Raw genomic sequence first — 24,924 nt, forward strand, 5'->3', positions numbered from 1 at the left:
CTGTTGTCCCCTTTCAGTTTCCCTCCAAGGTTAGCCAAGTGATACTAGGTCTTTTAGGGTTGACCTAACAGCTTGCAATCACCGTTTTTCCTTGCCCCCTTATGGGCGCACAAAATCCCCGTAACACGCATTTACCTTAGTTCGAAAGTTATTCGGATCGGAGCAACCACCTGGATTTAAATGATTCTTACTTCTTGAGAACTCAATAGCTGTTTCTTCTGAATAGCCACCCTTTGCTAAGGCGTAACTAATAAACCCTTCGCCAAAGTTGTAAGACTGCAAAGCGAGTGCAATATCACCATTGGCCTTTCCTAGTACATCTTTAAATTCCCGTACACCTGCTTCTATAGAAATATTGGGATCTTTAATACACCCTACACGAGCATTTCCCTTTACACCAATACAAGATGAGCTCATGTCTCCATATTGCCCCTCTGAAGCCTGCATCGGGTCATTTCCTGCTCCACCTGATTCCTGCATCATTTGGGCAGCCAAAATACCAACATATTGAGCAACACCATGTTTTTCTGCCATTTCTTTAATCTTTGGAAGATATCCTGTAACTTTTGCATTAAGATTGACAGGCTCCCCGCCAGGACTCACATTACCTACACACATACCACCAACAAAATTACTAGAAGGAGCAAGATGTCCATACATACCTTCTAACATCCCGGCTTCTAATATCTCACGCGCACGCTCTTTTTGACTTTTACTAAACTTTGCGAGTTCCATAGCTTTCTCTAGTCCATGGGAAGATGTTGTCACTTTTTTGCTTCCACTTGCATTAATCTCATCTATTTTTTTCTTAAAATCTGTATCTCCTAATATCTTTTTTACATCTGGTCCGGAGTAATTTTCAGATTTTGTTTTTTGCATCTCCTTTTTCTTTTTTTCGCAAGGACCATTCGGTCCTGCCTCGCATACCTCTTTTTCCGTATATTCTTCATATTGGATATCCAAGAAATATGATATAGCATCGTGCGGATCTTTACCAGTCAAATCATTATCGTATCGCGCCATATCAAATGCGACAACCTCTTTCCAATCCACATTCAATGCCATTGAAACTTCCATATATTTTTTTACTTGTTCCTCTGTCTTACCTTCATCATCGGTAAAAGGTACAAAAGAGACTAAAATCACACACACAGCAATAATTACTCCCATAATTAAAGCGGCAGGTACTCCAACCGCTGCCACAACAGCACCCACAATTTTTAATATACCTGCTTTTAGCATTTTGGCAGCAGCTTTCGCTGCCGCCCTTCCTGCTTTTCCTGCCAATTTTGCCATCTTCCCGCGCGCTTGCATCCCTTTTTTCTTAATAAAGTGGGAAGCTACATCTTTTAAAGGATTACTTTTTTTCTGTTCATTTGGATCGTTAGGATTTTGACTCATAGACTTATCACACCATATTTTCCATTTTGAGAATTTCTTCCTCTTCGCTGTGCTAAGCGAGGGTTTGGCGCAAATGGAATCAGATTTTGTGGGTCATGTTCTGATAAATTTAAATGCGTCTCTGTACGAACAACTTCGTCCTGTGTATGTGTTACTAGGATTTCTTCTCTTGGCTTAATACTACTGTCCTTCACTTCACAGACTCTTTCAATCCTTTGGTTTGCTTGTAAGCGCGTATCTCCTTTTCCGAACGGCGAAATACGTGACACTGTACCGTCTGTTGTTATCGCAACCATGTAACTACGATCTCTTTCTACAACCATTTGTACATTCTTATAGCCACCTTGGTCTAAATCAGACATATAGAAGTGACCATTGTCTACTTTGTGATTGACCGTAAGTGGTGGTTCATTAAATACCGGTTTCTGTTGTAACGGTCTTTGATTTTGGTTTCCTACTAATTGATTTGGATTTACATTGATTGAGCGATTGATATTGATTTTTCCACCACTTGAATCTTGTATATAAGCCGGAGATGCTTTCGCACCATTACGATACTGCGTTAATTGTCCATCTGAAATATTTAAGTCCTGATATACGACTTGTCCAGATCGTATACTGCTATCTCCACTACCATAACGAGATACAACTTGCGTCATACCACTAGCGTCTTTTGCTTCAATCCAAGATTTATTATTTGTCGTCACAAGACGTACGGCACCTTTTACAATCGATTGCGCGCCTGTATGATCTGTTGTTGTCGGTACCATCTGTTGAATTTCCTGAATCTCTTTTGCTTCTGTACGGACTGCACTGTTATACGGATTATGTTTACTTACCATACGTGCATTTGCTTGATAAGCGCCCGCACCACCAATCACACCTGCAGCGTAACTTAAGCCTTTTGTCACATTATAGTGACGCTCTGCTGCATTCCCACCTAATGATGTATTAACAGCAGCAGTAGTCCCACTTATCACTCTTTGTACTGCATTCCCTCCGGATTGTTGTACAGCACTCGCGGCACTTAAGTATGCATTTGATACTGTATCAATGCGATCCGCAAGCATAAGGTGTTTCGCACCTTCCATTACACTCATGCCGAGTTTTGTACTTTGCTGTGTCATACGTCCCACTGCGGAAGTTGGGATAGACATTTTACCAGCACTTTGTGCAATGTTCGCTACACTTGTTGATGCATCTGCATAAGAGCGTTCAATTTCCGCAACGGAAAAACCTCCTGCACGTGCTATACTCGCTTGCGTTTGTGTCGCTGCATATACAGCTTTATTGATTGCGCCACCTGTCTCAACACCATGTGAACGAACACCTTGAATCGCACTAGTAATTCCAGAACCTACTTGTTGGCTTACCTTTCCAAGACTTGCATGGCTTTGTAAACCTTTTGTTAATTGCGAAGTAAAGGCATCTTTATTAATATAGGATTGATTATGTAGACTCTTACCACTCGTATCTTTTGCCTGTACGGGCATCGCTCCCGCTTGTACTGCCGCTTGTTGTGCAACTGCTTTAAATTCATTTCCTTTTTCATTTAGGTGCGACTGCCAAGCTTGCTCTTTTTGTGGTTGAGACATAGTTGGAGACAACTTTTTCATAAAGCTTGCCTGTTGTTCTGCTGCATAGCCCTGTTTAAAGGATTCTGTAGAGGCTTGTACTAGGTTCCCAACATTACTTACTTGTTTTGCTTGCTGACTTCCATTTCCACTTGTCAAACCGTGTGTTTTCACACCATTAACTGCCTTCTGAATACCTGCCGAACTGGATATACCCATAGCATTTAAACCAGGATCTTTTTGTAACTGTTGTGATAAATGAGAAGCGAAAGCTTCTTTATTCGCATAGTTTGTACCGTCTTTTTGCTGTACAATACCAGCTGATTCCGCCGCTTGTTGTGCATAATTTTTGAAGCCTTGTACTTTTTGATCTAAATGCTTATTCCATGCTGCTTCTTTTTCTTGTTGCGGCATATCTGCAGGGAATTGTTTCATAAATCCAGCCTTATGGTCTGCACTATACGCTTTCTTAAATGCAGCAGTAGAAGCACCGACAAGAGCACCGACTTGTCCCATATTTTGATGGCCACTTTCCAACGTTTCTCCTTTTACATCCTCGACTGCTTTTCCGACTTTTCCTAATGCAAGTCGGGAAGCAAACGCATCTTTATTCACATAGGACTTATCAAACAGATTATTTCCTTGTTTGTCCTTCGCATCAACTGGCATGGCTCCTGCTTTTGTTGCAGCTTGTTCTGCGTGGTTTCTAAATCCTTGTACTTTTGTGTTCAGATGGTCGTTCCAATGGTTCTCTTTCTCTTCTGCTGACATATTTTCTGGTAACTGACTCATAAACGTATCTTTATGGTCTGCCTCATACCCCTTTTGGAATGCATTCGTTGCAGCCTTTACTAAATCTCTAGCATTTCCATATGGTGTAGCGGCTTTCTTCATATTTTGTAAATCCTGTTTCCGCTGATTTGAGAAACGAGACATTTGATCACTATTTGTTTTCGCTACTTTTTTAGCAATCTCCGCATCGGACGCACCAGGGAATGCTTGTTTCAAGCGACTTGCCACTGCAGAATCCGGATTATCTGCTTTCCAATTTTCAAAGTCTTTTGTAGCTAAATCCTGTGCGATATCTTCATCGGTTAGTTCCGGATAAGATTTGCCATTTAGATTTGAATACGTGTCCGCACCCTTCTTTACACTGGAACCAATATGTTTTCCTAAGGCTACAGCCCCTTCGCCAACTGCAGCAGCAGATCTTCCAGTAACTGCACCAGTAAATCCGCCCGCTTTACTGCCAGCGAATGTCCCTATTGCTATTCCTTCTGGTCCAAGACCAGCTCCTGCTGTCATACCTGCAAGTCCACCAGCCGCTTTACCAATTGAACTTCCAATTTGACCAGCTTTTAACATACGAGCTGCACGAGATGTTGTACCAACATCTGTCCCTAAATTCGCTCCTAATGCATCTTTCGGGTTATCAGCATCTTCTTTTGTCTTTTCTTTATCCCCTTTATCATCAGGTTTTGCTTTTGAATTACGATAGTCATCACGAACACCTTTAACCAGTCCAGCCACACTTGCTAAAGCACCCATACCCATCATCGTACCTGCTCTATGAATACCACCTGATGCATTGGTACTAAGGCCAATAAAACTTTTCACAATCTCACCTATTGGGATAAACATAGCAAGTAAAATTAATTTGATTAACGGACTATTTGCTGCTCCAATTAAAGAAATAATGAGCCATAAGGTAATCGCATGAATTGCTTGTATGAACACCGCTCCTATAAATTCACGTATCCAATATAATGTCTGTTGTTTCTTTTGTGGAAATAGCCACATACCTACCATTAACGGACCAATTAACATTAAAACGTATAGTGACACCGCTCGCATTAAGTAGTAAAAGTTTGCCCAGACGATGAGACCAGCTTCTATAAACAAACCAAATATAATAAACATATAGTCATTTTCATGACCTTTCAAACCCAGCTCAGTAATGGTAAGTCCAGCCCCACCAAATCCAGGTTGTAGAAATTTAGTACCCTTATCTGGATCAAAATTCCCCCCACTTGCTACATTAACAGCGTCTCTAAACTCTATTATTATCCAAGAATTGATTTCAAATATGAGTGTATAGAAGTAATCGAGGTGCCAAAGAAAAATTGAAATGATCATCAAATCCTTCGCATACTCTATTAATGCTGTTCTATTATTAGGATTAATAGCTGTTGCCGAATATTTTGCCGCCGTAATAACTACACTGACAAGGACACAAAAAGCAACAAGCTTGAACATGACAGGCATGCCTGTGTCTAATACTTTGGTTAAAGAATTACCTGAAAATAAGAAATCTAAGTTTGTCCCCTTTCCTTCTGTTCCCTCTCCTCCAAACACTAAAACTGGCAGCGGATCCAAAGTTGCATACACCGGACTAAGAAAAGCCTTTACTATAGCAATAATTAAGCCTCCGACCCACTCTACTATTTTCTCAAGCATAATTTCACCTTCCTTTTTAAGAGTACGCTATTATCCTGCGTACCCTTGTACTTTCTTCATATTGTTTAAAAGCTCTTGTAGTACCGCTTCATTCGATTCAATGAACATCATTTCTTTGTCAGATGGATCAGTTTGAATCCAAACCGAACTATCTCCTACTCGGAAAATCCCTTCTCCTTTTCCAGGGTTGTTGAGAATAATATCAAGCTCCCCAGCAGTTAAGTTAAAGTTCTCCTGGATCTTTTTCTTATCTATCTTATTTTGTTCTAAGAAGAAATAGGAGAAAGTAGATTGCAAGATACCACGAGCTTTTACATTTTCTAAAATACGAACGAAGTCCTGACTCGCCCAACACATACCAGCATTTCTTTTACGTGAACGACGTGCTACTTTTTCCAAGAAGTTAACCGTTTGTTCATAGTCGATAAACTGCCACATCTCATCCACATATAATACTTTTCGCTTGATAGCGTGTTCTGGACTCTTAATCCAATGCTCCCAAATATAGTTCAAGATAACGTGGAAAGCGATTGGTTTTAAGAATCCTTCTTCTAAATGACTAATATTAAAATTAACAACACGAGATTCATTTAACTGTGTTTCTACACCACGGCCAAAATGACTTTGTCCATCAAATAATGGTTTTGAACCATCGCGTAAGAATGGACGAATCGCAGCAATTAACTCTTCTGCTTTCACATCGTCTCCATGATGTTCTACTATGACATCGTAGATTTCTTTTAACTCTGGTTCTGGCTTTCTCACTTGAGACTGAATTAATTGTCCATCCACCTTCTTCACTTCATCCATATATAAAGATGAAGGGTGTGAGGTAATACCATGTTTATCAAACACTTCACGAATTGCATCTTCTAGCATTGTACGCTGGAATACATTTAATCCTGGTTGATCAAAGTCTTGTCCGCGAATAATAATGTCAAAGAATCCAAGTATTTCATTGATTTTCTCTAAAATCGGTACAAACCTTACATACTTCACGCCATCACGCTCTACAAGTTCTTTCTTATCATATTGTTCAAGTGCTTCTAGCTCTTCATCTTTATCCGTAATCTGAAGTTCTGTTACAGCAATTGCACAAGGGTTGATAATGATATTACTTTCAGGTGAAATATTTAAATTAATGCCACCTAGACGTTTTGTAATTTTTACGAATTCTCCTTCTGGATCGATAATCATTGCATGCGTATCTGCAAGTGACGTTTCACGGGCTAACTTCATTTTTAAAAGTAAACTTTTTCCGGAACCTGAGATCCCTGTTACACCAATGTTATAGTTTGGAGGACGATAATCTGCATTCCCGAATGAATTTAAAAATTCTACTTGCCCAGTAATTTTGTTCTTTCCTATTGGTATCCCACCATTAAACCTTCCAGAACCTGACACAAAAGGTGCAAATGTACATAACGCACGTCTATCGATATTTCGATAGGTATCTTGTAACGTATTTAGTGCTCCTAGCGGCATAACAGCTTTCAAACCACTCTTCACACGATTCCAAGTACTTGCTATCTTAAAGTGAGATGCTTGCATTTCATCTTCAATATACTCACATAAAACGTCCAATTCTTTCTTTGATTCTGCGTAAGCAACACCCATTGTACTCACCATATAGGAGTCGTTTTCATTGAACTGGATTTCATCCATTAAATTGTTTGTATCTTGAATTTTTGCATCTAAGTCTTTTTCTTGGTCAATGTTTCCTCGTGTACGTTGGAAAGAAAGATTGGAACGTAACATCGTCAGCTGCATATCTAATGATCGCATTGCTTTAGCTTTTGGTTCTTTATGAATATCGATCATGACATCCACTTCCCCAGCCGAAGTTAACATGTTGAGCCAATTGGTTTGCATCATACGCGGGTACCCATCACGTGGAATATAAAACGGACGAAAGAACGTATTACTTCCTAAAGATTGTTTAATGACCCCATAATCTTCTGCATCAATTTTCATTCCTTCTGGAGCAATAACATCAAACACTGTTGTTTGATTGTCTAATTGCGTCGGTATTTCCTCTTCTTCCAACTCTTCCTCCTCTAGCTCCAATTCGTCCCTCTCTTCTGCTTCTATTTTTTTCTTTTCCTTTTTCTTTTTTCCGAACAACTTCATGTTTACGCCACCCCGTTATTTGATTTTTCTGCCTTTTCTTCCGCTAGCACTTTCTTCATTAACTCTAGTTTTCTTTCATTCGTTTCCCCTGTTGAATAGAGGGAGAAATTCTCGTTTTCAATTAAATCCTGGAAACGAGCTTTTATAGCTTTACGACGGTTAAATGCTACATATAAAAGTTCTATTAATTTATCTTTCGTTAACATTTCTACATTAATTTTTGCTTTCGATAGTAGATTTCGAGATGCATTATAACGACGATATAGTTCGTTAAATGCCTTATCTACAATCTTTTCTTCTAACTCGTCCTCTGTATCAGCCGTAATCGTACTAATATCAACCTTGTATGGATAAATTAAATAACGTTTTTGTTCATATCGAGGTTGCGAACGTTGCCAGTACTCTAAATTATCAATAACTTCTTGACCATATAGAACCGTCTCTGGTGTAAGGTCCTTCGCACCTTTCATCGTTTCTGTCATTTTTCGTACAGGATCTGTTAAATCTACAAACTTACTTTGAATATATACTTTCGTATTAAACTCTAATGTGGTTAACCATGATTCAATTTTGATATCAATCGCTTCTTGTTCCATATTGGAAAGTAAATAATAGTTAACTGGATGTGCTTCCGCAATCAGGACAAATGTGTCATCATGATACCGAATCATATGATTATCAATTTCCTTAATGTCTTCTACAAAAATACGAAAGAAGTCAACATTATCCTCATCAATTTCCGATTCAGCAGACATATTTTTTTTATTTTTCTTTCCAGCTTTTTCAGTAGTGTGTTTCTCTACTCCACCTTGCTTTTTCCCTTTTTTCTTAGAACCAAACAGCGGTTTTCCATTCATTTTCCGATAAAAGAAAAATCCTACAATGGCTATCGCCGCAAAATATATCATTTCTAACATTTACAGATTCTCCTTTGCCCATGTAGTTGGCTCGTACCCTTTTCTCCACTTACCTTTTTCGGAGCGGCTACGCATTTTAATAATTAAATACTTATCTAGATACATGTGTTGTTTTTCTTTATATATAAACGCAAACGCTATTACACTTACTACCGTTGGTAATGCTAAAATTAAGCAAATAAAAAATGCTACTACTGCATCAATAGGTGCAAATAGTCGCCATAAAAATGGTACATATAAATAAAGGGATGCTCCGCCACCCAATAGATAAATCAATTGGCGCTTGCTCAGCACACCTAGTAGTGTTTTTTGTTCCGAAGTCATATCAACAGGAACGGTTACTTTTCTCATTCTTTTTCCTCCCTTGTATAAGAGAAGCTCTCCCCAAATCGAGGAGAGCTTGTACAAACTCTTATGTTAGATTGTCGTAACCCAAGCAGCGATATCGTACGCTTTGATCATTACAAAGCCTCCAATTGCTGCGCAAGCTAAACCAATCATAGCTTGTGTACGGTTTTCAGGATTCTTCCCTTGTGCACCAGATAGTTTAATAGCTGCAAATACAACGCAAGCTGCCACCCAAATTCCCCCAAAACCAATTAAGGTTTTCACCAAAGTGTTCATGCTTTTTTGAACGGTTTCAGCATTGGCACCACTACCACTACCACCAAGACCCTTCGTAAAGCTACTTTTTGCCAATAGGAAATCTCCTACTGATGTTGTCATAAGTTTTGCAGACAACCAATTCAACATAATTCCTGCACCTCCAGGTGTGTTTTTGCTCGCAAAACGCAAAAAGACCTCAATACACGCACACGTCCCCTAAGGACATGGCGCATATTGAGGTCTTCTCTTATATGCGAACTGATTAATTTTATATTTTTATTGTAAAATCTTATTACCTTTATATTATAGCAATACGATTTTAAAAAAACAAGTCCTTGTTTACACCTTTATTTCTACCCTCTTTGTTAGGATCGTACCATACTATAAGAATTTTAAAAATATTACCGTCCTTAAGACCTAGAGCATTCATTTCTTCTTTCAGTGAGCAACATAATTCTATTTTATCCATTTTGGAATTTTATCTCTAAGGGTATGCGCTTCTTTTTTCTTATTCATTTTAATCTCTCCAACAACTTATTATGCTCCTTAATAAGAGTATACTACCTATTAAGGAGTGTCTAAGCCTTGTGTTTATCAAACTATTCATTAGAAACAAAAAACAGGTAATTGTGCTTTTTTCACAAGTACCTGTTTTTCACTACTTCTATCTACTCTTTGTTTCTTAAAATTTCATTAACCTTTTCGACACTTAATTCAGTGGCTTCCGCTATCTTCTCTATAGGTACACCTACTTTAATTAAATTATGAATCATTTCTATTCTAGCTTCTTTTGCAGCTTTTTCTTCTGCCGTCTCTATTTCTGATATTCTATCTTTTATTGCCTTCTCTCTCGCCTCATATAAGCGTAAAAAGTCCTTATCACTACTTAAACGCTCCCAATCCTCTATTGCCTTTTTCAAAACTGGATCTTTTTCCATCGCGATTCCCTCCAGGATTGTAGTTAAATTCTCATCTTCATATGCAGGAAATAATAATAGCCAACGTGCTAATATATCCTCCCATGGATCCATTCGATCTTCTTGCCATTCTCGAATAACCTTTGGAATCTCAAGAAAGTGCAATTGCATATTCTCTGAAATTATGTGCACCGATTTTTTGTTCATGACTACACCGACATTATGAAAGTCCTCTTCTCCTGGAAACAGAATGAAATCCACTATATTAATACAAATAGTTGGTCTTAATTCTGTATACTTCATCCCCTGAGTCATTTGAGAATAATACATGCCAGCCCAGTAGAACAAAGATCGCTCGATCATGTCTTTTTTGTCGCGAACCTGTATCTCTATATTTAATTTTATACCACTATTAAGGGTAGCTCGCAAATCTAAAATAGACAATTTATCATCCTTTTGTTCCCTTGGAAGATGTGGATCATCTAAATGCAAAGAAATAATTTCCTCATCTAAAGAGGATTGTAATACCGCATTAAGAAAACCAATGAGTATATCCTCGTTTCCTTCTACTCCAAACAAGCGCTTGAAAGCAAAATCAACTCGTAAATTTACTAGACCTTTTTTCATAGATGTATTCATATTCTCTTCTACCTTTCTTTTAGTGAATTTTTATCCTTTGTGGTAATTGGATATAAGAAAAAGATAGAATTAAAAATTCTATCTTTTTCAATCTACCTATTTATGAAAATACCAACCTACTTTTTAAATTTCACAATATCTGAAATACAGGTTTAAATCCCGCTTGCATTGCATCATCCAGCCCCTTACCTTGTGCTGGGTTCCATGCAGCTACGATTACGTTATAGCCCTCTGTCTTTAACTTTGTCGCAAAGTCTATAAGAGCTTTTCTTACTTTTTGATTCTCTACTAAATCGGCATCAAACGCTAAATAGACATTTTCTACACCCATATCCTTTAATACAGGCATAGTAATTCGCCAAGCATTTACACCAGGAATCGCAAGAACGGTTGTTCCTATTTCAGAAAGCTCCTCTTTATTAAATCTCTCTGAAAGCAAATCAGCAACCAGATCTGCTTTCATAGCTCCCTCTGTAATCATTACTGATTTAGTTTGATGAAGTGTACCAGAATTCCAATGTTTTAAATGAGAACTTGGTACCGCCACATGCACAGGAAGTGGATTTTCACTACCGCCTGCCCCAGTTCCATGATTTTTGTTTGCTGATGAGAGCCAGAGATATTTTTGCCCTTTATGTATCTTTACAACAATTTGTCCCTCTTGAAATGGAATCTCTACCTTTTTGCTCACTTCTAGTTCGCCTTCAAAGATACAATTACCATTTTTAGTTATCTTCACAACATTAGGCTGTTCGATTAATTCTGTTTGAACTCCAGTAGGTGCAGATTTCACATGAACGGAGTTTTTCACTTCATCCACACGAACTTGCCATCCAACAATTTGATTGTACTGATTCCGAAAAGGAATCAACATACCAGGAGAGCCTGACATCAAACGAAGAGAAAGTTGACCTTTCTTCATCTCATAGAAACCCGGGATCCCCTGCCAGCAATTTTTATTCCCCATCTGTTTAAATAGCTGCTCCCAAACAGTCGTATACGTATTATCCTCCTCTAACACAATTTGTTGTTTTAAGAAAGAACGATAATGACGTACTTGTATTTGTTCCTCGCTCATTTTTCTATCTCTTAATAAATGTGCATGATGATGCTCTTTTAATGATATGAACTCCATTAATTTACGATTAAACACATTTAATTCCTCATTACTTTTCTTATCATGAATCTGAATTTCATCCACCTCAGACAATTGATATTTATCTTTTCCTTTTATGTAGTGAATGTAGCTTGGATTACCCGTGTTTTTTCCATAAATCCATTTACTTTCTACACGTGTACATGCTACCTTATCTTGCGAAACGTGCAGCATACAATTACCTGTATCATAACAAACTGGACAAGGTATACGATAAAACTCCCACCAGCTACCTCTCGGATAAGCACTTGTTAAACGAAACTGTCCTTTTTGAATGTTATAATTCATTTTTCCCCACTCCTTATATACTGTTTATTATATATGGGACTATTACTTCCGTTAAACTTTTTATAATCACATTAGGATATTACGTATAATCACCTAATGGATATACAAAAGGATACGCATTACAAACTAAATAATCATTTCTATGTTCTTGATCTTGCAAATCCGATTCTACGTATGCTTCAAATGCTCTAGCAAACATCTTGTGATTTGTAGACTAATACTTTTTGCTTCTCTTCTTATCTAACTAAATTGTTGTATCACAAAGTACACAGACACTTTCGCTCGATAAGACATTCCATCAAATTTTCCACCTATTTTTCATAAAAATAAGCCAACATTTGTGTAAATCTCTTGAATTCTTTGTCAATCTTACGTTCCATACGTGTCTTTATTGCTCCTGATAAAATAAAAGATAGAAATTCATAGTAATTCTTCACTACGGATTTCTGTCATTCCCTCTGACTACATATTTCCATATGGTTCTGTAAATTATTCATTACGATACGCTGACACCTGTTAAAGAGAATACACCCTCTTTTATCGGATTAAGTGCTTGTAATGCACGTAAACTTTGAATAGGACCATCTGGATGTGCAGAATAAAATAATGATACTTCATAACAGATAATCATAATTAAGTCCCCTAAATAAAAATTTTTTCCCAATGTGATAATGGGTTCTCCAATCAAACAGATTTGGAAACAACACAAAAAGGACTTCTTAAAGTCGATTAAAAATGTATATAGCAAAATAAGCTATATATACACTAATCGGCTCAAAGAAGCCCTTTCAGAATTAAAACAAGACTCAGCTTGCTTCTACAGCTCAACCACAACTCATAAAGTGTGAGAATAAACAGAATCAAATAAACAATAAATACAATTACATATTAATGAATTCACATAAAAATTTCAACAACTTTATATTTCCTTAAGATTTTTCGCTCCATTCTACTTTCCAGTGAATATTTTTGTAGAACCATAAGTTTCTCCCGTGTTAAATTGCAATTCTAAATCTTGCTCTCTTATACTAGCTCGTACATATCACACTAATTTCATCAGTCATCCCCTAATATTATTTAAAATTTATCATTGTTTTATATACTCTATTTCAGACTAACTCTTAGATAAATATAAGGTATGATTTCAATAATTTTTCACAGCATTTTCCCACATCATCTAAAAGCATCAACTTTTAGACAGTTGAAATTTATTTTCGTTCTTTGTGTTCGTTTGTTTTGTAAAATGTTAAATAAAATCGAAACTGCATCCTTCTAGTTAATAATTAGTAATTAAAAAAATAATAAAAAAGAGTGCTATTAAAATATGCACTCTTTCAAAAGACTTTACCAATCTCGATGGTCACCATGATCATGCTCACGATCGCGGTCATGATTACGTCTACGACGACACTCATCACAATCACAGTCACGTCTACAATGACAGTCGTTAAAATCGTTTCTTCTTCGTCTACGGCCGCAACCGCAAAATACTAAATCATCCCAAAATCTATTACAATCTCGAGAATGTCCAAAATTATTATCCCATCCCATAGATATGATTCCCTCCTCTAAAATAGAATTCATCATATTCTATGACTAAAAGGTAGAAATAGTTTGTTTATTAGCCCATGTTTTAAACTAATAATATTTCAATTTGCAAGTCTATCTCACGCCTTATCTTTCCTTAACAGCAAACAAGACGCCACCCAGATCACGGCAGCGCCTACGATAATTGCTATACACTTAATCAAAATCATTATATCCTCACATTATTTATTTCTTTGTTTCCATACCCCATTCTCTTTACGATAAGTATTCTTCCCATTCATGAATCCAGCTGTATTACCAGGGATGCTATATTTCTTATTCTTAGTCTTTTTCTTCATCCTCTTTTCTTCTTGAACAGGCTGCAAATCTACCTTCCATTGTTTCAACAAATCCTTTTTACGTCGCATCGAATTTGTACCCCTCAGATTAAAATGAAAATCCATTAATCATATTATATATATTTATGTTTTATTTTCAATATAAAGAGAGCACCCTCGCTATTGGCGCTCTCAATGTGAATTGGGGTTTATTCTGAGCATTGAATAGGACACGAAGAACTCGTCCTATTACATTATATGCTTGTCCTTATCAGAATGTGCAAAAAAAGCACCCTCGCCCAGGCGCCAAAAGATACATATACTTTGAGGTAACTAACACGTTAGAAAAGACCCTTCCATATCATTGTATGATTATCGATTATCTTTATACCTAGATGACTCATTAAATACATTTAATGTGTAATTTCTATATAACTATGAAAAAAGCAACCGTTATGGACGTTTTCCTCATCTTACCTACTCAACTACATAAAATAGCTATTTTGTTCACATTTTTGATACATTTATGAAACATTCATGTGTTATCTTCAGTAAGTTCTTTTCTTTTCATAAACCGTGTGGGTTATACCAACACAAGAAGCTCTAGATCCCTAAATCTAGAGCTTCTTCGTTTTAATAACTATTTTGTTCAACTGTGTATAGACAACTATATATTTAGGTTTTAAAATATTATTGTGATTCCCACGTGGTTTCACATACGACTTTTTTCTTCGATTATGGGGTTCTTACGTAATTTAAGGACCATTTTTTATTCAAATAAGGACTTTTTTAAAATTTATATGTACATATTTTTCAGCATATAATTAAATTATCAATATATTAGAGACAATAATGATTTTGTAATATATTTGTTTCGGAATGAGTGCTGTTTTTAGCATACTAAAGAAATTTCGAAAGCCTCAGATAAACCGGTTCTTGGTTTTAGTTGATTCTTTAATTTTGCTTGGAGCTTTATTCCTAGTAGGTAGCATCTGCATCCCTCTTTTAACCCTTGAGTAAAAAGTAACGTTCTTACTGCCTTTCTTTCTCACTAATTCCAAATGCACTGCGTACACTTTTCCCTTCTTTGCTGTTTCATATGAATTCATACCATTTTTGACCTGTTTGAAGAAGGCCGACTGGCTTATTCCATTCCGTTCAGCTGGTGTTATCATCCTAGAATTAATGTCAGCTTTTATCTTTACATATTAAATAATATTCGGATAGGAGTCCTAATAAATATTATTAATATTAAGCGGGTTCACGTCAGAGGAAGGTACCTTAGGTTGTCTTTTTTTTATTTTCATTCGACATAATATGACAATATACGAATTAATAATTTGCTATTATTATCTAGAAATCTTACATTTATCTACAAATTATTATTGTATTTTTAATTTTTTAAATGTAAAATATTTCAATGTAAATACATACCATTTAGGGAGATGGAGAAAATTATGAAAAAATTATTAGCTTCAGCAACAGCGGTAACACTATTAACAGTGGGGTACAGTTCTTCTGCATTTGCAGCTAAGAGTCCTAATGATACAAAAAACTGTGGACATTTTAAAAGTCAACAAGATGCTCAAGCATTCTGGGATCAAAATGGATATGGTGTTGGGAATGATCCACATCGTTTAGATAATGATAAAGACGGCATTCCATGTGAAGATTATAAATATCCAAAGAGCACAAATACTACAACAGAAAATAAAGAAACTACTAATCCTCAAGAACAACCTAAACAAGAAAACAATAAACAAGAGAATTCAAAACAAAATAACCAAACAACAAATAATAAACAAGAACAAACTAAGCCTCAAACAACTGTAAAAGAAACAAAGAAAAATACTAATACAACTGTGAAAAAAGAAACGAAAAAACAAGGTGAGAAATTACCTAATACAGCATCAAACGGTGTTACAATGATGTTAGCAAGCTTAGGATTAGCATTAGCTGGATCTGTATTAATGTTCCGTCGTAAAAAGACAAACGCATAAAATAGTTCCTTAAAACGGCAGGAGAAATCCTGTCGTTTTCAAATGGAGTGATAAGAGTGAATAAAAAACAATGGATAGGCTTATGTTTAACTATTATTGGACTTACTATCTTTTCCTATTATTTTCTAGAATGGTATAGTGCTAGACAATCAGCAGAATCGTTAACAACTAACGAGGCTAAACAATATGAGACCTCCACACCTTCTAAAGAAAATGAAGCGCAAAATAGCAATCAAACAGAGACAGAGACGGAAACTTCATTACAACCTGAAGAATCTGTACAAATTCCCGCTTCAAAGGTAAACCATCAGTTAGGAGATAAAGTAGCGTATTTAATTATCCCTAAAATACAAAAGAAATACTCTGTATATTGGGGAGCTGATGATAAAGTACTAAAAAAGGGTGTAGGTATGTTTGTTAGTGACTTAACTACTACACCATCTAGAAATGGCCATACAGTTTTAAGTGGACATAGAGATACTGTTTTTACCGAGCTTGGTCAACTAAAGGAAAATGACCAACTTATTGTGGAATATGAAAATAAAACATATACATATACAATTAACAAGCATTGGATAACAGATTCAGAAGATCGAACAGTTATTGTAGAAAAAAGTGAGCCAACATTAACATTAACAACGTGTTATCCTTTTGACTATATAGGAGACGCTCCAGATCGGTACATAATTGAATCATCTCTACTTTCCATTCGGTGAGGATGAGAGTCCAAAAATTAAAGTGGTTTAAGTAGGAAGAAGGCACCTTTGGGTGTCTTTTTTTATGAGTAAGAAGTACTGCCAAGATGCGAGGAAAAATAGGTCATAAGACGGAATTTCAGCCTGAAAATTCTAAACTATCTTTTTTATTTCCTTTCGACATAATATGACAATATCTTTATATATAGTTTGTTATTATTAGCTTGGCAATCTTATATTTTACATAATTGGAGGAACAAACGTGGGAAAAATATTTAAATTTGGATGCCTAGGCATTATAGCTTTATTTGTAATCGGAATAATTGCTATGGTCGCTGGTGGTGGAGACTCAACAGAAAAAACTTCAACAGACACTAAAGCAGTATCAAAAGAAGGTGTATCTTCTGATGTAAAAATCGCTGTAGGATCTATGGAAACAGTAGATTCTGTGGGTAATGAATATACAAAAGAACAAGCACAAGGTGTCTTTAAAATTTTAGAAGTTACACTTACTAATAATCAAAAAGACGCTATTACTGTTGATGCTAATAGTTTTAAATTAGTAGATAACAAAGGTCGTGAATTCACATATTCAACACAAGGTCAAACATCTTTTGACTTAACTAATGGTGGGAAAACTGACTTCTTCTTAAAACAATTGAATCCCGGTCTAACACAGACAGGTAAAATTGTATTTGATATACCAAAAGATGCTGAAGGTCTTTTCTTAAAAGCTAGTGGCGGTATGACAGGTAAAGAAATTAAGTTAAAAGTAGAATAGGAAAAAGGCACTCGAAGGAGTGCCTTTTTTCTTAACAACTGGCATTACTTAATGCCGTAAAATAACACTTAAATAGGGGCCCAATACATATTATTAAAATTAAAGTGGATCAAGTCGGAGGAAAGCACCTTTTGGTGTCTTTTTTTCTACATTAAAAAGCCCACCTATTTCTTCCGTAGGCGAGCTAAATGTAATTTTGCACAATTAATTTATAGCAAAATCATTTGTAGCGAAAGTAATTAAATTTAACTTTGTAAGCCTAATACCTTAATAATCTCAATTGTTTTATTATCTTTTATTTTAAAATAAAGCCTTTTCCCTATACGTTCACTAATTACAATATTTCCAAAGGCTAATTTACGCAAATGTTGTACAATCAAATCCTCTGTAATTCTTGTTTGCTTACTTAAATCAGAAACTGACAACGATCCATATGTAATCAATTTACAAACAATTGATAAACGAGTAGAATTCCCTAATAATCCTAAAACTTTTATATTTTCTGTATAGAAACTAAAATCCATATGAAAAGCATGTAACAGATCTTCCAACCTCCTAAAATAAGATGAATAACAACCAAAATATCTTAACATAAAAACAGTAAAAAACAACCTAAAATATCCCAATTATTCATTGAGAAAAATGATACTTGAATGGGAGACCAATACATATTCTTAGAATTAAAGTAATTCAAGTTGGAGGAAGGCACATTTAGTTGTCTTTTCTTTTGTACATTATCTCTATTACGTGCTCATTGATTTTCTATGTACGTTTGATACAATTACTGTAGTAGTATTACAGTAATTGCTTGCGTATATAATAAAAGAAGAGATGCGCTAACATTTCTTCTAATAACTGCTACCATCAGGGTGGTGGTTATATCATTTATTTTTTACGAAACCCACCCTTTTGCTTTGGACGGCGACGAGGAGTGGTTTTTTTGTTATCTTTTTCTAAAATTTTTTTCCTAAAAACATACGCAGAAACTTCACGTACAATGGCTTTCACAAATTCTTTTAGAAGCTTAAACAAAAACCCCATAGGTATATCACCCCTTTCCTTCCAAATGGAAAGAAGGGATAACCAATCACCCTCACAATATACAGTTAATCCTCTTCTATCATACTAGTACAATCTCACCAATATAAATAAGACCACCATTAGGCAGTCCTTTTTGGGTAGTTTTAGAGATAAAATTATAACATATTAATATATAAATTATAAATATTTTCCCAAAAGATACTATAAGTTTTTTATAATTATTAATTTCTCAATCTTCATTGTATGATAAATTTTCCTATAAGGATTAACAAATAACAGTAAAATTATCAATCCATTAGATTATTAGAAAAAACTGGTTATCCGTATGACTATTTGGTAAAATATAGATATTTCTTAAGAAGATAAAGTTAATATAGATTAACTAAGTAATCCAAAAGAAATGTTTTATTACATAAAAAAAGGCTCCATTGCTGGAGCGCTCCAAAATAAACAAACGAATTAAAACAAGAAACAGACAATTTAATTATATAGATAAAATATAAATAAATCTATATATATGTAATATTGCATATAAAACTTTATTTATTGATGCTATAATAGACTTACTCGATGATTGTTATATTTTTTTATGGTTTTTAAGCAATACAATACCTTCTTAACACTAAGTGTACAAGTAAAAGAAGACATTTTAATCGATATCTTCTTTTTTTTATAATAAAAACACAATAAATTTCTTTATGAATTAGAGGAAACTCTAAAACAAGAAAAAGTATTGTTGTAATCAAAAACTGGGCATCAAACAAAAAGAATAAAAAACAGGTAATTGTTCGTAATCACAATTACCTGTTTTTTATCATTTATATTTACTCTTTATTTTTTTAAAATTTCATTAACCTCTCCTACACTTAATTCAATGGCTTCCGCTATCTTCTCTATAGGTACACCTACTTTAATTAAATTGTGAATCATCTCTATCTTAGTTGCTATTCTAGCTTCTTTTGCAGCTTTTTCTTCTGCCGTCTCTATTTCTGATATTCTATCTTTTATTGCCTTCTCTCTCGCCTCATATAAGCGTAAAAAGTCTTTATCACTACTTGAACTACCCCCACTTTCACTTCGTTTAGAAGTGAGGGATTCCTAAGTAAAGAGTTCTATCGAACTCTAATTGATTAGGCTAACCCCGCAGTCCTTGTGGTTAGAAGCCTTATTGCTTCATTCTTTAGATTGATACTTGCGTTAATATCCCTATCATTGTTTGCACGACAAGAAGGACAGTCCCATTCACGTAGGTTTAGATTTTTAACGTCTTTATTTTGATATCCACAACAAGAACATAATTGGCTGGAAGCAAATGTTTTCGATACGACAATAACTTGTTTGCCATACCATTTTGCTTTGTATTCTCACATGGATCAAAATTGCGACCAAGATACCTCACTAATTGCTTTTGCTAACTTATGATTCTTTAACATATTCGATACTTGCAAATCCTCTATACCGATAACATCGTGGTTTTTGATGATTTCAGTTGAATTTTTTACTACCAACCATTAAAATATTTTATAATCGTTATATATAAACTTATTTTTAGGAGTAGATAGAATGCCAGTTACACTCGAACTTATTCTTTTCATTCTTATAGCAATTAGTGCTGTTGGCTATTTGATAAAAGAATCTCAAAAAACTAAGAAAAGAACCCTTGGAATTTCACTAGAACTTTTAGTTCTTTTCTGGTCAATATGGAGAATATCGACTATCATAATCCAAATTTCAGAATATAATCTCTCGTGAATAAAATTCAATATTCCGTCAATAATGTATATGACATCAGATTTTCTCCTTGTTCCCCCTTGGAGAACCGAGCAGTTAGCTAATTTGGCTAGCTGCTTTGTTGTGTAAAACAAAGCATTTATAAAAAGTTTTCTTAACATCCAATCAATGGAAGTCAATTACCTTTTATGGTAATGTGTTGGTAATCTCATAAAGATCTATCGTTCCATTAACAGGACCCGTCCCCCTAATCGGGTCCTGTTAAATGTTCTCTATTAAAACAGTGTTTTTGTTCAACTATCATCTTCGCTTCTTCACATTCTACAATTCCATATGCAATATTACATATCCTATATGTTCAATTTATAAACATGTAATAATTGGTTTATAAAATATTTAAAACTAATATTGAAAGGAGAATACTAAATGCCTTTCTTTTCGTGGTCTCCTCTTATTTTCTTAGCAGTTGTTGCAATTATCATTTCTATTAAAAAGAATAAGAAACAGTAGTTTTAAATAGTCACAATAATTTATTTCTAGGAGGTGTATTTATGTCATTTACAGTATGGAGTGCAATTTTTATGACTTTAATCGGCGCAATGTCCGGAGCAATCTTTGGTACAATTTCTTCTAAGAAGAGTAAAAATACCAACTAAAAACCTACTAATAAAAATGAATTTTTATTTTAGTGACAGCTGATACGATTTTAATATTTCAGCTGTCATTTTCCATTCAAATAACTATTTTGTTCACTTTTTTGATACATTTACGAAATATTTATATGTTATCTTCAGTAAGTTCTTTTCTTTTCATAACATTGTGTGAGTTATACCAACACAAGAGGCCCTAGATCCCTAAATCTAGGGATCCTTCGTTTAAATAACTATGTTGTTCGATTTGATGTATAGACAACCGTATATTTAGATGTTAAAATATTATTGTGATTCCCACTTGGTTTCACATACAACTTTTTTTCTGCGATTATGGGGTTCTTACGTAATAGTAAGGACCCTTTTTTTATTTAGTGCCCATAGCCAGTAAATCCGAGGCCCATATTTCTCCTTTCTGATTCCAATAATCCCAACGTTTCTACTAACGCTATGACGCCTACTGGTGCCTCGTTTAATCAAATGAGTTTCTGCCCTTTAAATGCGTCATAACGCTATTACGCTTCAAGAATTTGTCCACGGTACTTGTTGCGGTATAATCAAAACTTCCGACTACATCCTCCAATGTTAGTTGCTTCATGCCCCTAACCCCATTGGACGTGATTTGATTTTGTTCTTATCTGCCTGATCCATAATTAATGCAGCGATTTCTAGTTGATGCCTTCCTAACTCTTTTGCTATTTCAAGAATATCTTTATCCTCATCCCACATTTCTCTCAATTGAATCACTTCGCTTTCATCAAACACTAAATCCAACTCTTCTAAAGCAATATATAAGTTACGACGCGACTTCTTCATGTACTTTCCCTGCTGCAACGCCATTGTGTAATTCTCCTTTTCCAAATCCGTTCCAAGTCTTGGAATCCCATTTCCCCTCCAGTTGTAATTGATGAATTTCTCTTAACTCCGCCATAACGGCATGACGTCTTCTATCCACTTCTTCAGGACTGCGATTCCCTGCTTTGCAAATACTCGGAGGAAACGAATTATGCAAAACTCATTTTATATAAAGTAGTGGTTTTGGTTTATCATTGCCGTTGTCGTAATTGTTGTTGGCGGAAAAAACACTAAAGAAGAAGCTACAACAACTCCAACCGAACCAAAAAAAGAAATAAAACAAAAACAACCCAAACAAGATGTTCAAGTTCAACCAGAAAAGAAGGAACAGCCTAAACAAGATATTCAAACTCAACCAGAAAAGAAAGAACAACCTAAACAAAATGTTCAACAATCTGCATCGGGATTCACAAATCCTATAAAAAATATTGATAAAACAGCTGCTATGAATGCCGTCAAAGAAAAAGCAAAGAAAGACTTCCCAGATGATTACATGACACAGAATTATTTAGCAGATGAACAATCTAAGGCGTTTGATTATCTAAATGGTATTGAACTCAAATCTCAGGAAGAAGTAAACGTTATGAAGAAAGTAATCAACGACTTCCCTAATAACTTCATGCCTACTAAGTATGTTTATGAAGAACAGATAAAAGCTATGAACAAGCAGTAATAAGATATTATGCTTTTCATTTTTTCGTAAACAAAATATGGATAAATACGTTAAAACAATATTCGGATGGAAGTCCAATACATATTATTAAAATTAAAGTGGTTCAAGTCGGAGGAAGGGACCTTGGGATGTCTTTTTTTGTGTATTGTTTTATTTATAAAGTGCTTGAATTCAAAAAAGACATAGAATAGAACTTAATATAATAATCCCAATAAACCGATAATATCAATAACCTTCTTATTTTCTACTCTACAATAAAGCTTTGTACCCTTGCGCTCGATAATTACCATATTACCTTTAGTTAGTTTTCGTAAATGTTGTAAAATCATAGGTTCCGAAATATGCGTCGCAGCGTTCAACTGGGAAACTGTCAAGGTCCCACTTACAATCAATTCACGTACAATTAATAAACGACTTAAACTGCCTAATAATTCTAAGATTTCAGCACCATTTTCATAATTACTAGAATTTATATTAAAATCGCCCAACATACTATTCATCTCCCTAATATTGATACAAATACTAGCTCAAATAGCTTAACATAAAAATCGGATGTATTATCCTAATAATTTCTATAAAAATGTAAAAATTTCAAGTTTTGATGGTTCAAGTCGAAGGTGGGCACCTTAGGGGGGATTTTTTTATGAAATTAGGGAAATTAGCATTAGTCGGAGCTTTAGCTTTAGGTGGTTTCACAGGTTTAGCAACATTGGACGCAAAGCCAGCGGCAGCAGCGGAAAATGTACAGAAAGCACCGACGGTTGACAACTGGCCTTTCAAAACCCTCTATGAATTAGCAAAAGGCACGACTGCATTACCAGATTTTTGGATTAATCAGTTCAAACCTGCTTATTACACAGGTGATACATTAACATTTAGTACGAATTGGGTAGACCAAGCATCTGGGAACGCATTGAAAATTTATCGTGTATTAGATGATAAGGAATTGACGTTAGCTCGCTATCAAACACTTTATCCTAACAAAGATTGGAATGGAACTGAGTGGAGAGCTGCATATAGAACACCTATCACTTCTGTTTACGAGAATGGTAGCTATATTGCAGTTTTAGATGTTGATGGCACTTACTATCGTAGCCAGGTCTTCACAATCAATCAATAGTAATACCTTCCTAAGCAAGACGGTATAAACTGCTTACCTTCATCTTAGATACTACAGTGATGATTTCATACATAAAATACAATTATCAAGTCGGCGGAAGGCACCTTATGGCGTCTTTTTTTGGTACATTAAAAAGCCTCGCCATCCTATGGAGATGGTGAGGTGCTTATGTATATTATTCACTATCTTGTTTTCTCTAATACTTTCTTCTTGATTGAACATCTATTGCGTTGCAAACATTGCAAAAAGAATCATTACTACAATTACAAGTACGGAAAAAACATAGACCATACTACTAGTACCTTCCTTATTTTGCTTGTTCTCTTCTTTCATCCGTTGTACAGCTTAAAAGAAATCACATATAGCAGAAAAAATTTCTAACAATATCTGCATAACTTATTTGCCTCCCCTTATAATATATGTGCAGTATTAATTAACTAATAATTTCCTTATATATTATATCAGCTAGGGTCCATGGAAGAATAACTAATTATTTTTATAAATTAATGTATTAATCAATATGGCATTAATACAGGATAGTCCAAGTTAGAGGAAGGCACCTTAGGGTGTTTTTTTATAAAAAAGAACTCCTAAAACGCCTTAAATTAGTCAACTTCAATATTACTCTTTTTTATTAGTTTGTTTTAACTTAATATATTAATTTTAGGTTAAAAATTTGTTATAATTAGTAAATGATTATATTAATTAGATGGAGAGGATACAATATTATGGGTTATAAGTTTCGTAGAATTATCCAAGTTTCCCCGGGTGTGAAAATTAACTTTACATATACAGGTATGGGAGGGAACTCCATTCCACCTGAATCAAGAACAACAACTTATATACCTGGAACTGGAATCTCGTATATGCCACGAATATCTGAGTCAAACAACTATTATATACAACGAGGGTATCAAGGACCAAACACTTCCTATCCCACTATGGATGAACAAGATTACAATACGGTAAATGCATTTGAGCCAGTAAAAGAAACCCAAACGTACCTTGTTACTGCTTTTCGTAAAAAGGATAATCAAGTAAACTCTGTAGGTAGAAAACTAATGAAACCACTTTCCATAATTGCAGGCGTTTTTGCGGGCCTATTCTTACTTATGATGCTTGTTATACCTGCTCTATTCCTGGCAGCCATGTCTTTCCTGTGTTATAAAAATATAAAAACACCATTTGCGGTTGTATGCCCAGAATGTGATGCTGAGAATTTATTCATTTTTGAGGAAGAGAAGATTGCTTGTCGTAAATGTGAGAGCACTCTTATAATCCAAAAATAAAAGGTTCTTGAATACACTCCCCAAAAATGAATTGTGGTATTGAATTTCAAGATGACCCTTGAAGGCTCCAGCTCTCTTTTTTATTTCCTTTCGACAATATATAACAATATAAAGATAAATAGTTTGTTATTATATTTAA

General features: G+C 35.0%; 22 protein-coding genes and 7 pseudogenes. 8 read left to right on the plus strand and 21 right to left on the minus strand.

What is annotated here, in order from left to right; genetic code table 11:
- Window positions 1–111: 111 nt before the first annotated feature.
- The 13 genes and pseudogenes from ACTFO4_RS25995 to ACTFO4_RS26055 all read right to left on the minus strand — a co-directional run.
- A pseudogene (locus tag ACTFO4_RS25995) lies at window positions 112–1,401 on the minus strand (lysozyme family protein); the annotation flags it as partial.
- Window positions 1,398–5,432: a hypothetical protein gene (locus ACTFO4_RS26000; RefSeq protein ID WP_440014166.1), complete on the minus strand. Its 4,035-nt coding sequence runs from the start codon at window positions 5,430–5,432 to the stop codon at window positions 1,398–1,400. The gene ACTFO4_RS26000 and the pseudogene ACTFO4_RS25995, both read right to left, overlap by 4 nt.
- A 30-nt stretch (window positions 5,433–5,462) precedes the next feature.
- Window positions 5,463–7,562, minus strand: coding sequence for a VirB4 family type IV secretion system protein (locus tag ACTFO4_RS26005; protein WP_088344572.1), 2,100 nt, complete (start codon window positions 7,560–7,562; stop codon window positions 5,463–5,465).
- A gap of 2 nt (window positions 7,563–7,564) precedes the next feature.
- Window positions 7,565–8,479, minus strand: a complete 915-nt coding sequence (locus ACTFO4_RS26010; protein WP_000892006.1) for a hypothetical protein — start codon at window positions 8,477–8,479, stop codon at window positions 7,565–7,567.
- Window positions 8,480–8,830, minus strand: coding sequence for a PrgI family protein (locus ACTFO4_RS26015; protein ID WP_001233534.1), 351 nt, complete (start codon window positions 8,828–8,830; stop codon window positions 8,480–8,482).
- Window positions 8,831–8,896: 66 nt separating this feature from the next.
- Window positions 8,897–9,318 (minus strand): annotated as a pseudogene (locus ACTFO4_RS26020) (hypothetical protein).
- An 86-nt stretch (window positions 9,319–9,404) separates the two neighbouring features.
- Window positions 9,405–9,601: pseudogene (locus ACTFO4_RS26025) on the minus strand (hypothetical protein).
- A 152-nt stretch (window positions 9,602–9,753) separates the two neighbouring features.
- Window positions 9,754–10,641, minus strand: coding sequence for an Rpn family recombination-promoting nuclease/putative transposase (locus ACTFO4_RS26030; protein ID WP_440014168.1), 888 nt, complete (start codon window positions 10,639–10,641; stop codon window positions 9,754–9,756).
- Between the two features lie 130 nt (window positions 10,642–10,771).
- Window positions 10,772–12,085: a DUF3854 domain-containing protein gene (locus ACTFO4_RS26035; RefSeq protein ID WP_440014169.1), complete on the minus strand. Its 1,314-nt coding sequence runs from the start codon at window positions 12,083–12,085 to the stop codon at window positions 10,772–10,774.
- Window positions 12,086–12,098: 13 nt separating this feature from the next.
- Window positions 12,099–12,489, minus strand: a pseudogene (locus tag ACTFO4_RS26040) (LPD1 domain-containing protein); the annotation flags it as partial.
- 92 nt (window positions 12,490–12,581) lie between these two features.
- Window positions 12,582–12,716: a hypothetical protein gene (locus tag ACTFO4_RS26045; protein WP_000582546.1), complete on the minus strand. Its 135-nt coding sequence runs from the start codon at window positions 12,714–12,716 to the stop codon at window positions 12,582–12,584.
- Between the two features lie 713 nt (window positions 12,717–13,429).
- Window positions 13,430–13,636, minus strand: coding sequence for a hypothetical protein (locus tag ACTFO4_RS26050; protein WP_002164663.1), 207 nt, complete (start codon window positions 13,634–13,636; stop codon window positions 13,430–13,432).
- 218 nt (window positions 13,637–13,854) lie between these two features.
- Window positions 13,855–14,040: a hypothetical protein gene (locus tag ACTFO4_RS26055; protein ID WP_440014171.1), complete on the minus strand. Its 186-nt coding sequence runs from the start codon at window positions 14,038–14,040 to the stop codon at window positions 13,855–13,857.
- Between the two features lie 1,367 nt (window positions 14,041–15,407).
- Between ACTFO4_RS26055 and ACTFO4_RS26060 the strand changes: the two genes are divergently transcribed.
- The 3 genes from ACTFO4_RS26060 (at window position 15,408) to ACTFO4_RS26070 (ending at window position 17,426) form a co-directional block, all read left to right on the plus strand.
- A complete protein-coding gene (locus tag ACTFO4_RS26060) occupies window positions 15,408–15,950 on the plus strand; it encodes an excalibur calcium-binding domain-containing protein (protein ID WP_000734542.1) in 543 nt (180 codons plus the stop codon).
- 56 nt (window positions 15,951–16,006) lie between these two features.
- Window positions 16,007–16,666, plus strand: coding sequence for a class D sortase (locus ACTFO4_RS26065; protein ID WP_001036091.1), 660 nt, complete (start codon window positions 16,007–16,009; stop codon window positions 16,664–16,666).
- Window positions 16,667–16,907: 241 nt separating this feature from the next.
- Window positions 16,908–17,426: a DUF4352 domain-containing protein gene (locus tag ACTFO4_RS26070; RefSeq protein ID WP_000516002.1), complete on the plus strand. Its 519-nt coding sequence runs from the start codon at window positions 16,908–16,910 to the stop codon at window positions 17,424–17,426.
- Window positions 17,427–17,671: 245 nt separating this feature from the next.
- Here ACTFO4_RS26070 and ACTFO4_RS26075 read toward each other — a convergent pair whose 3' ends face one another.
- From ACTFO4_RS26075 to ACTFO4_RS26090, 4 genes and pseudogenes are all read right to left on the minus strand, one after another.
- Entirely contained in the window at window positions 17,672–17,950 is a 279-nt protein-coding gene (locus ACTFO4_RS26075; RefSeq protein WP_000347619.1) for an ArsR/SmtB family transcription factor, read from the minus strand.
- A gap of 361 nt (window positions 17,951–18,311) precedes the next feature.
- Complete coding sequence (locus ACTFO4_RS26080; RefSeq protein WP_000506118.1) at window positions 18,312–18,467, minus strand: hypothetical protein; 156 nt, start codon at window positions 18,465–18,467, stop codon at window positions 18,312–18,314.
- An 831-nt stretch (window positions 18,468–19,298) separates the two neighbouring features.
- Window positions 19,299–19,526, minus strand: a pseudogene (locus tag ACTFO4_RS26085) (Rpn family recombination-promoting nuclease/putative transposase); the annotation flags it as partial.
- Between the two features lie 71 nt (window positions 19,527–19,597).
- A pseudogene (locus ACTFO4_RS26090) lies at window positions 19,598–19,966 on the minus strand (RNA-guided endonuclease TnpB family protein); the annotation flags it as partial.
- A 64-nt stretch (window positions 19,967–20,030) separates the two neighbouring features.
- On the opposite strand from ACTFO4_RS26090, the gene ACTFO4_RS26095 reads away from it, so the two are divergent.
- Together ACTFO4_RS26095 and ACTFO4_RS26100 are read left to right on the plus strand one after the other, a co-directional pair.
- A complete protein-coding gene (locus tag ACTFO4_RS26095) occupies window positions 20,031–20,219 on the plus strand; it encodes a hypothetical protein (protein ID WP_001145518.1) in 189 nt (62 codons plus the stop codon).
- A 448-nt stretch (window positions 20,220–20,667) separates the two neighbouring features.
- Window positions 20,668–20,854: pseudogene (locus ACTFO4_RS26100) on the plus strand (hypothetical protein).
- Window positions 20,855–21,320: 466 nt separating this feature from the next.
- Here ACTFO4_RS26100 and ACTFO4_RS26105 read toward each other — a convergent pair.
- From ACTFO4_RS26105 to ACTFO4_RS26115, 3 genes are read right to left on the minus strand one after another with little or no spacing between them, the layout of a single operon-like run.
- The gene (locus ACTFO4_RS26105) at window positions 21,321–21,446 is read right to left on the minus strand and encodes a hypothetical protein (RefSeq protein WP_254912702.1); all 126 of its coding nucleotides are present in this window, start codon (window positions 21,444–21,446) and stop codon (window positions 21,321–21,323) included.
- Window positions 21,443–21,688 carry a hypothetical protein gene (locus ACTFO4_RS26110; protein ID WP_002099119.1) on the minus strand — a complete coding sequence of 82 codons (246 nt, stop codon included), beginning with the start codon at window positions 21,686–21,688 and terminating at the stop codon, window positions 21,443–21,445. Before ACTFO4_RS26110 ends, ACTFO4_RS26105 begins: the two co-directional genes overlap by 4 nt.
- On the minus strand, window positions 21,645–21,860 hold the full coding sequence (locus ACTFO4_RS26115) for a hypothetical protein (RefSeq protein ID WP_080016504.1): 216 nt from the start codon (window positions 21,858–21,860) through the stop codon (window positions 21,645–21,647). Before ACTFO4_RS26115 ends, ACTFO4_RS26110 begins: the two co-directional genes overlap by 44 nt.
- Window positions 21,861–21,911: 51 nt before the next feature.
- Between ACTFO4_RS26115 and ACTFO4_RS26120 the strand changes: the two genes are divergently transcribed.
- Window positions 21,912–22,376, plus strand: a complete 465-nt coding sequence (locus ACTFO4_RS26120) for a hypothetical protein (RefSeq protein ID WP_440014282.1) — start codon at window positions 21,912–21,914, stop codon at window positions 22,374–22,376.
- Window positions 22,377–22,570: 194 nt separating this feature from the next.
- On the opposite strand, the gene ACTFO4_RS26125 is transcribed toward ACTFO4_RS26120, so the two are convergent.
- Complete coding sequence (locus ACTFO4_RS26125) at window positions 22,571–22,867, minus strand: ArsR family transcriptional regulator (RefSeq protein WP_000900153.1); 297 nt, start codon at window positions 22,865–22,867, stop codon at window positions 22,571–22,573.
- A 152-nt stretch (window positions 22,868–23,019) separates the two neighbouring features.
- Between ACTFO4_RS26125 and ACTFO4_RS26130 the strand changes: the two genes are divergently transcribed.
- A complete protein-coding gene (locus ACTFO4_RS26130) occupies window positions 23,020–23,496 on the plus strand; it encodes a DUF5065 family protein (RefSeq protein WP_440014174.1) in 477 nt (158 codons plus the stop codon).
- Window positions 23,497–24,224: 728 nt separating this feature from the next.
- The gene (locus tag ACTFO4_RS26135; protein ID WP_089607999.1) at window positions 24,225–24,785 is read left to right on the plus strand and encodes a DUF4236 domain-containing protein; all 561 of its coding nucleotides are present in this window, start codon (window positions 24,225–24,227) and stop codon (window positions 24,783–24,785) included.
- The last annotated feature ends 139 nt before the right edge of the window (window positions 24,786–24,924 follow it).

Source organism: Bacillus cereus group sp. MYBKT14-1, from assembly GCF_051915185.1.
GTDB classification, from domain to species: domain Bacteria; phylum Bacillota; class Bacilli; order Bacillales; family Bacillaceae_G; genus Bacillus_A; species Bacillus_A cereus.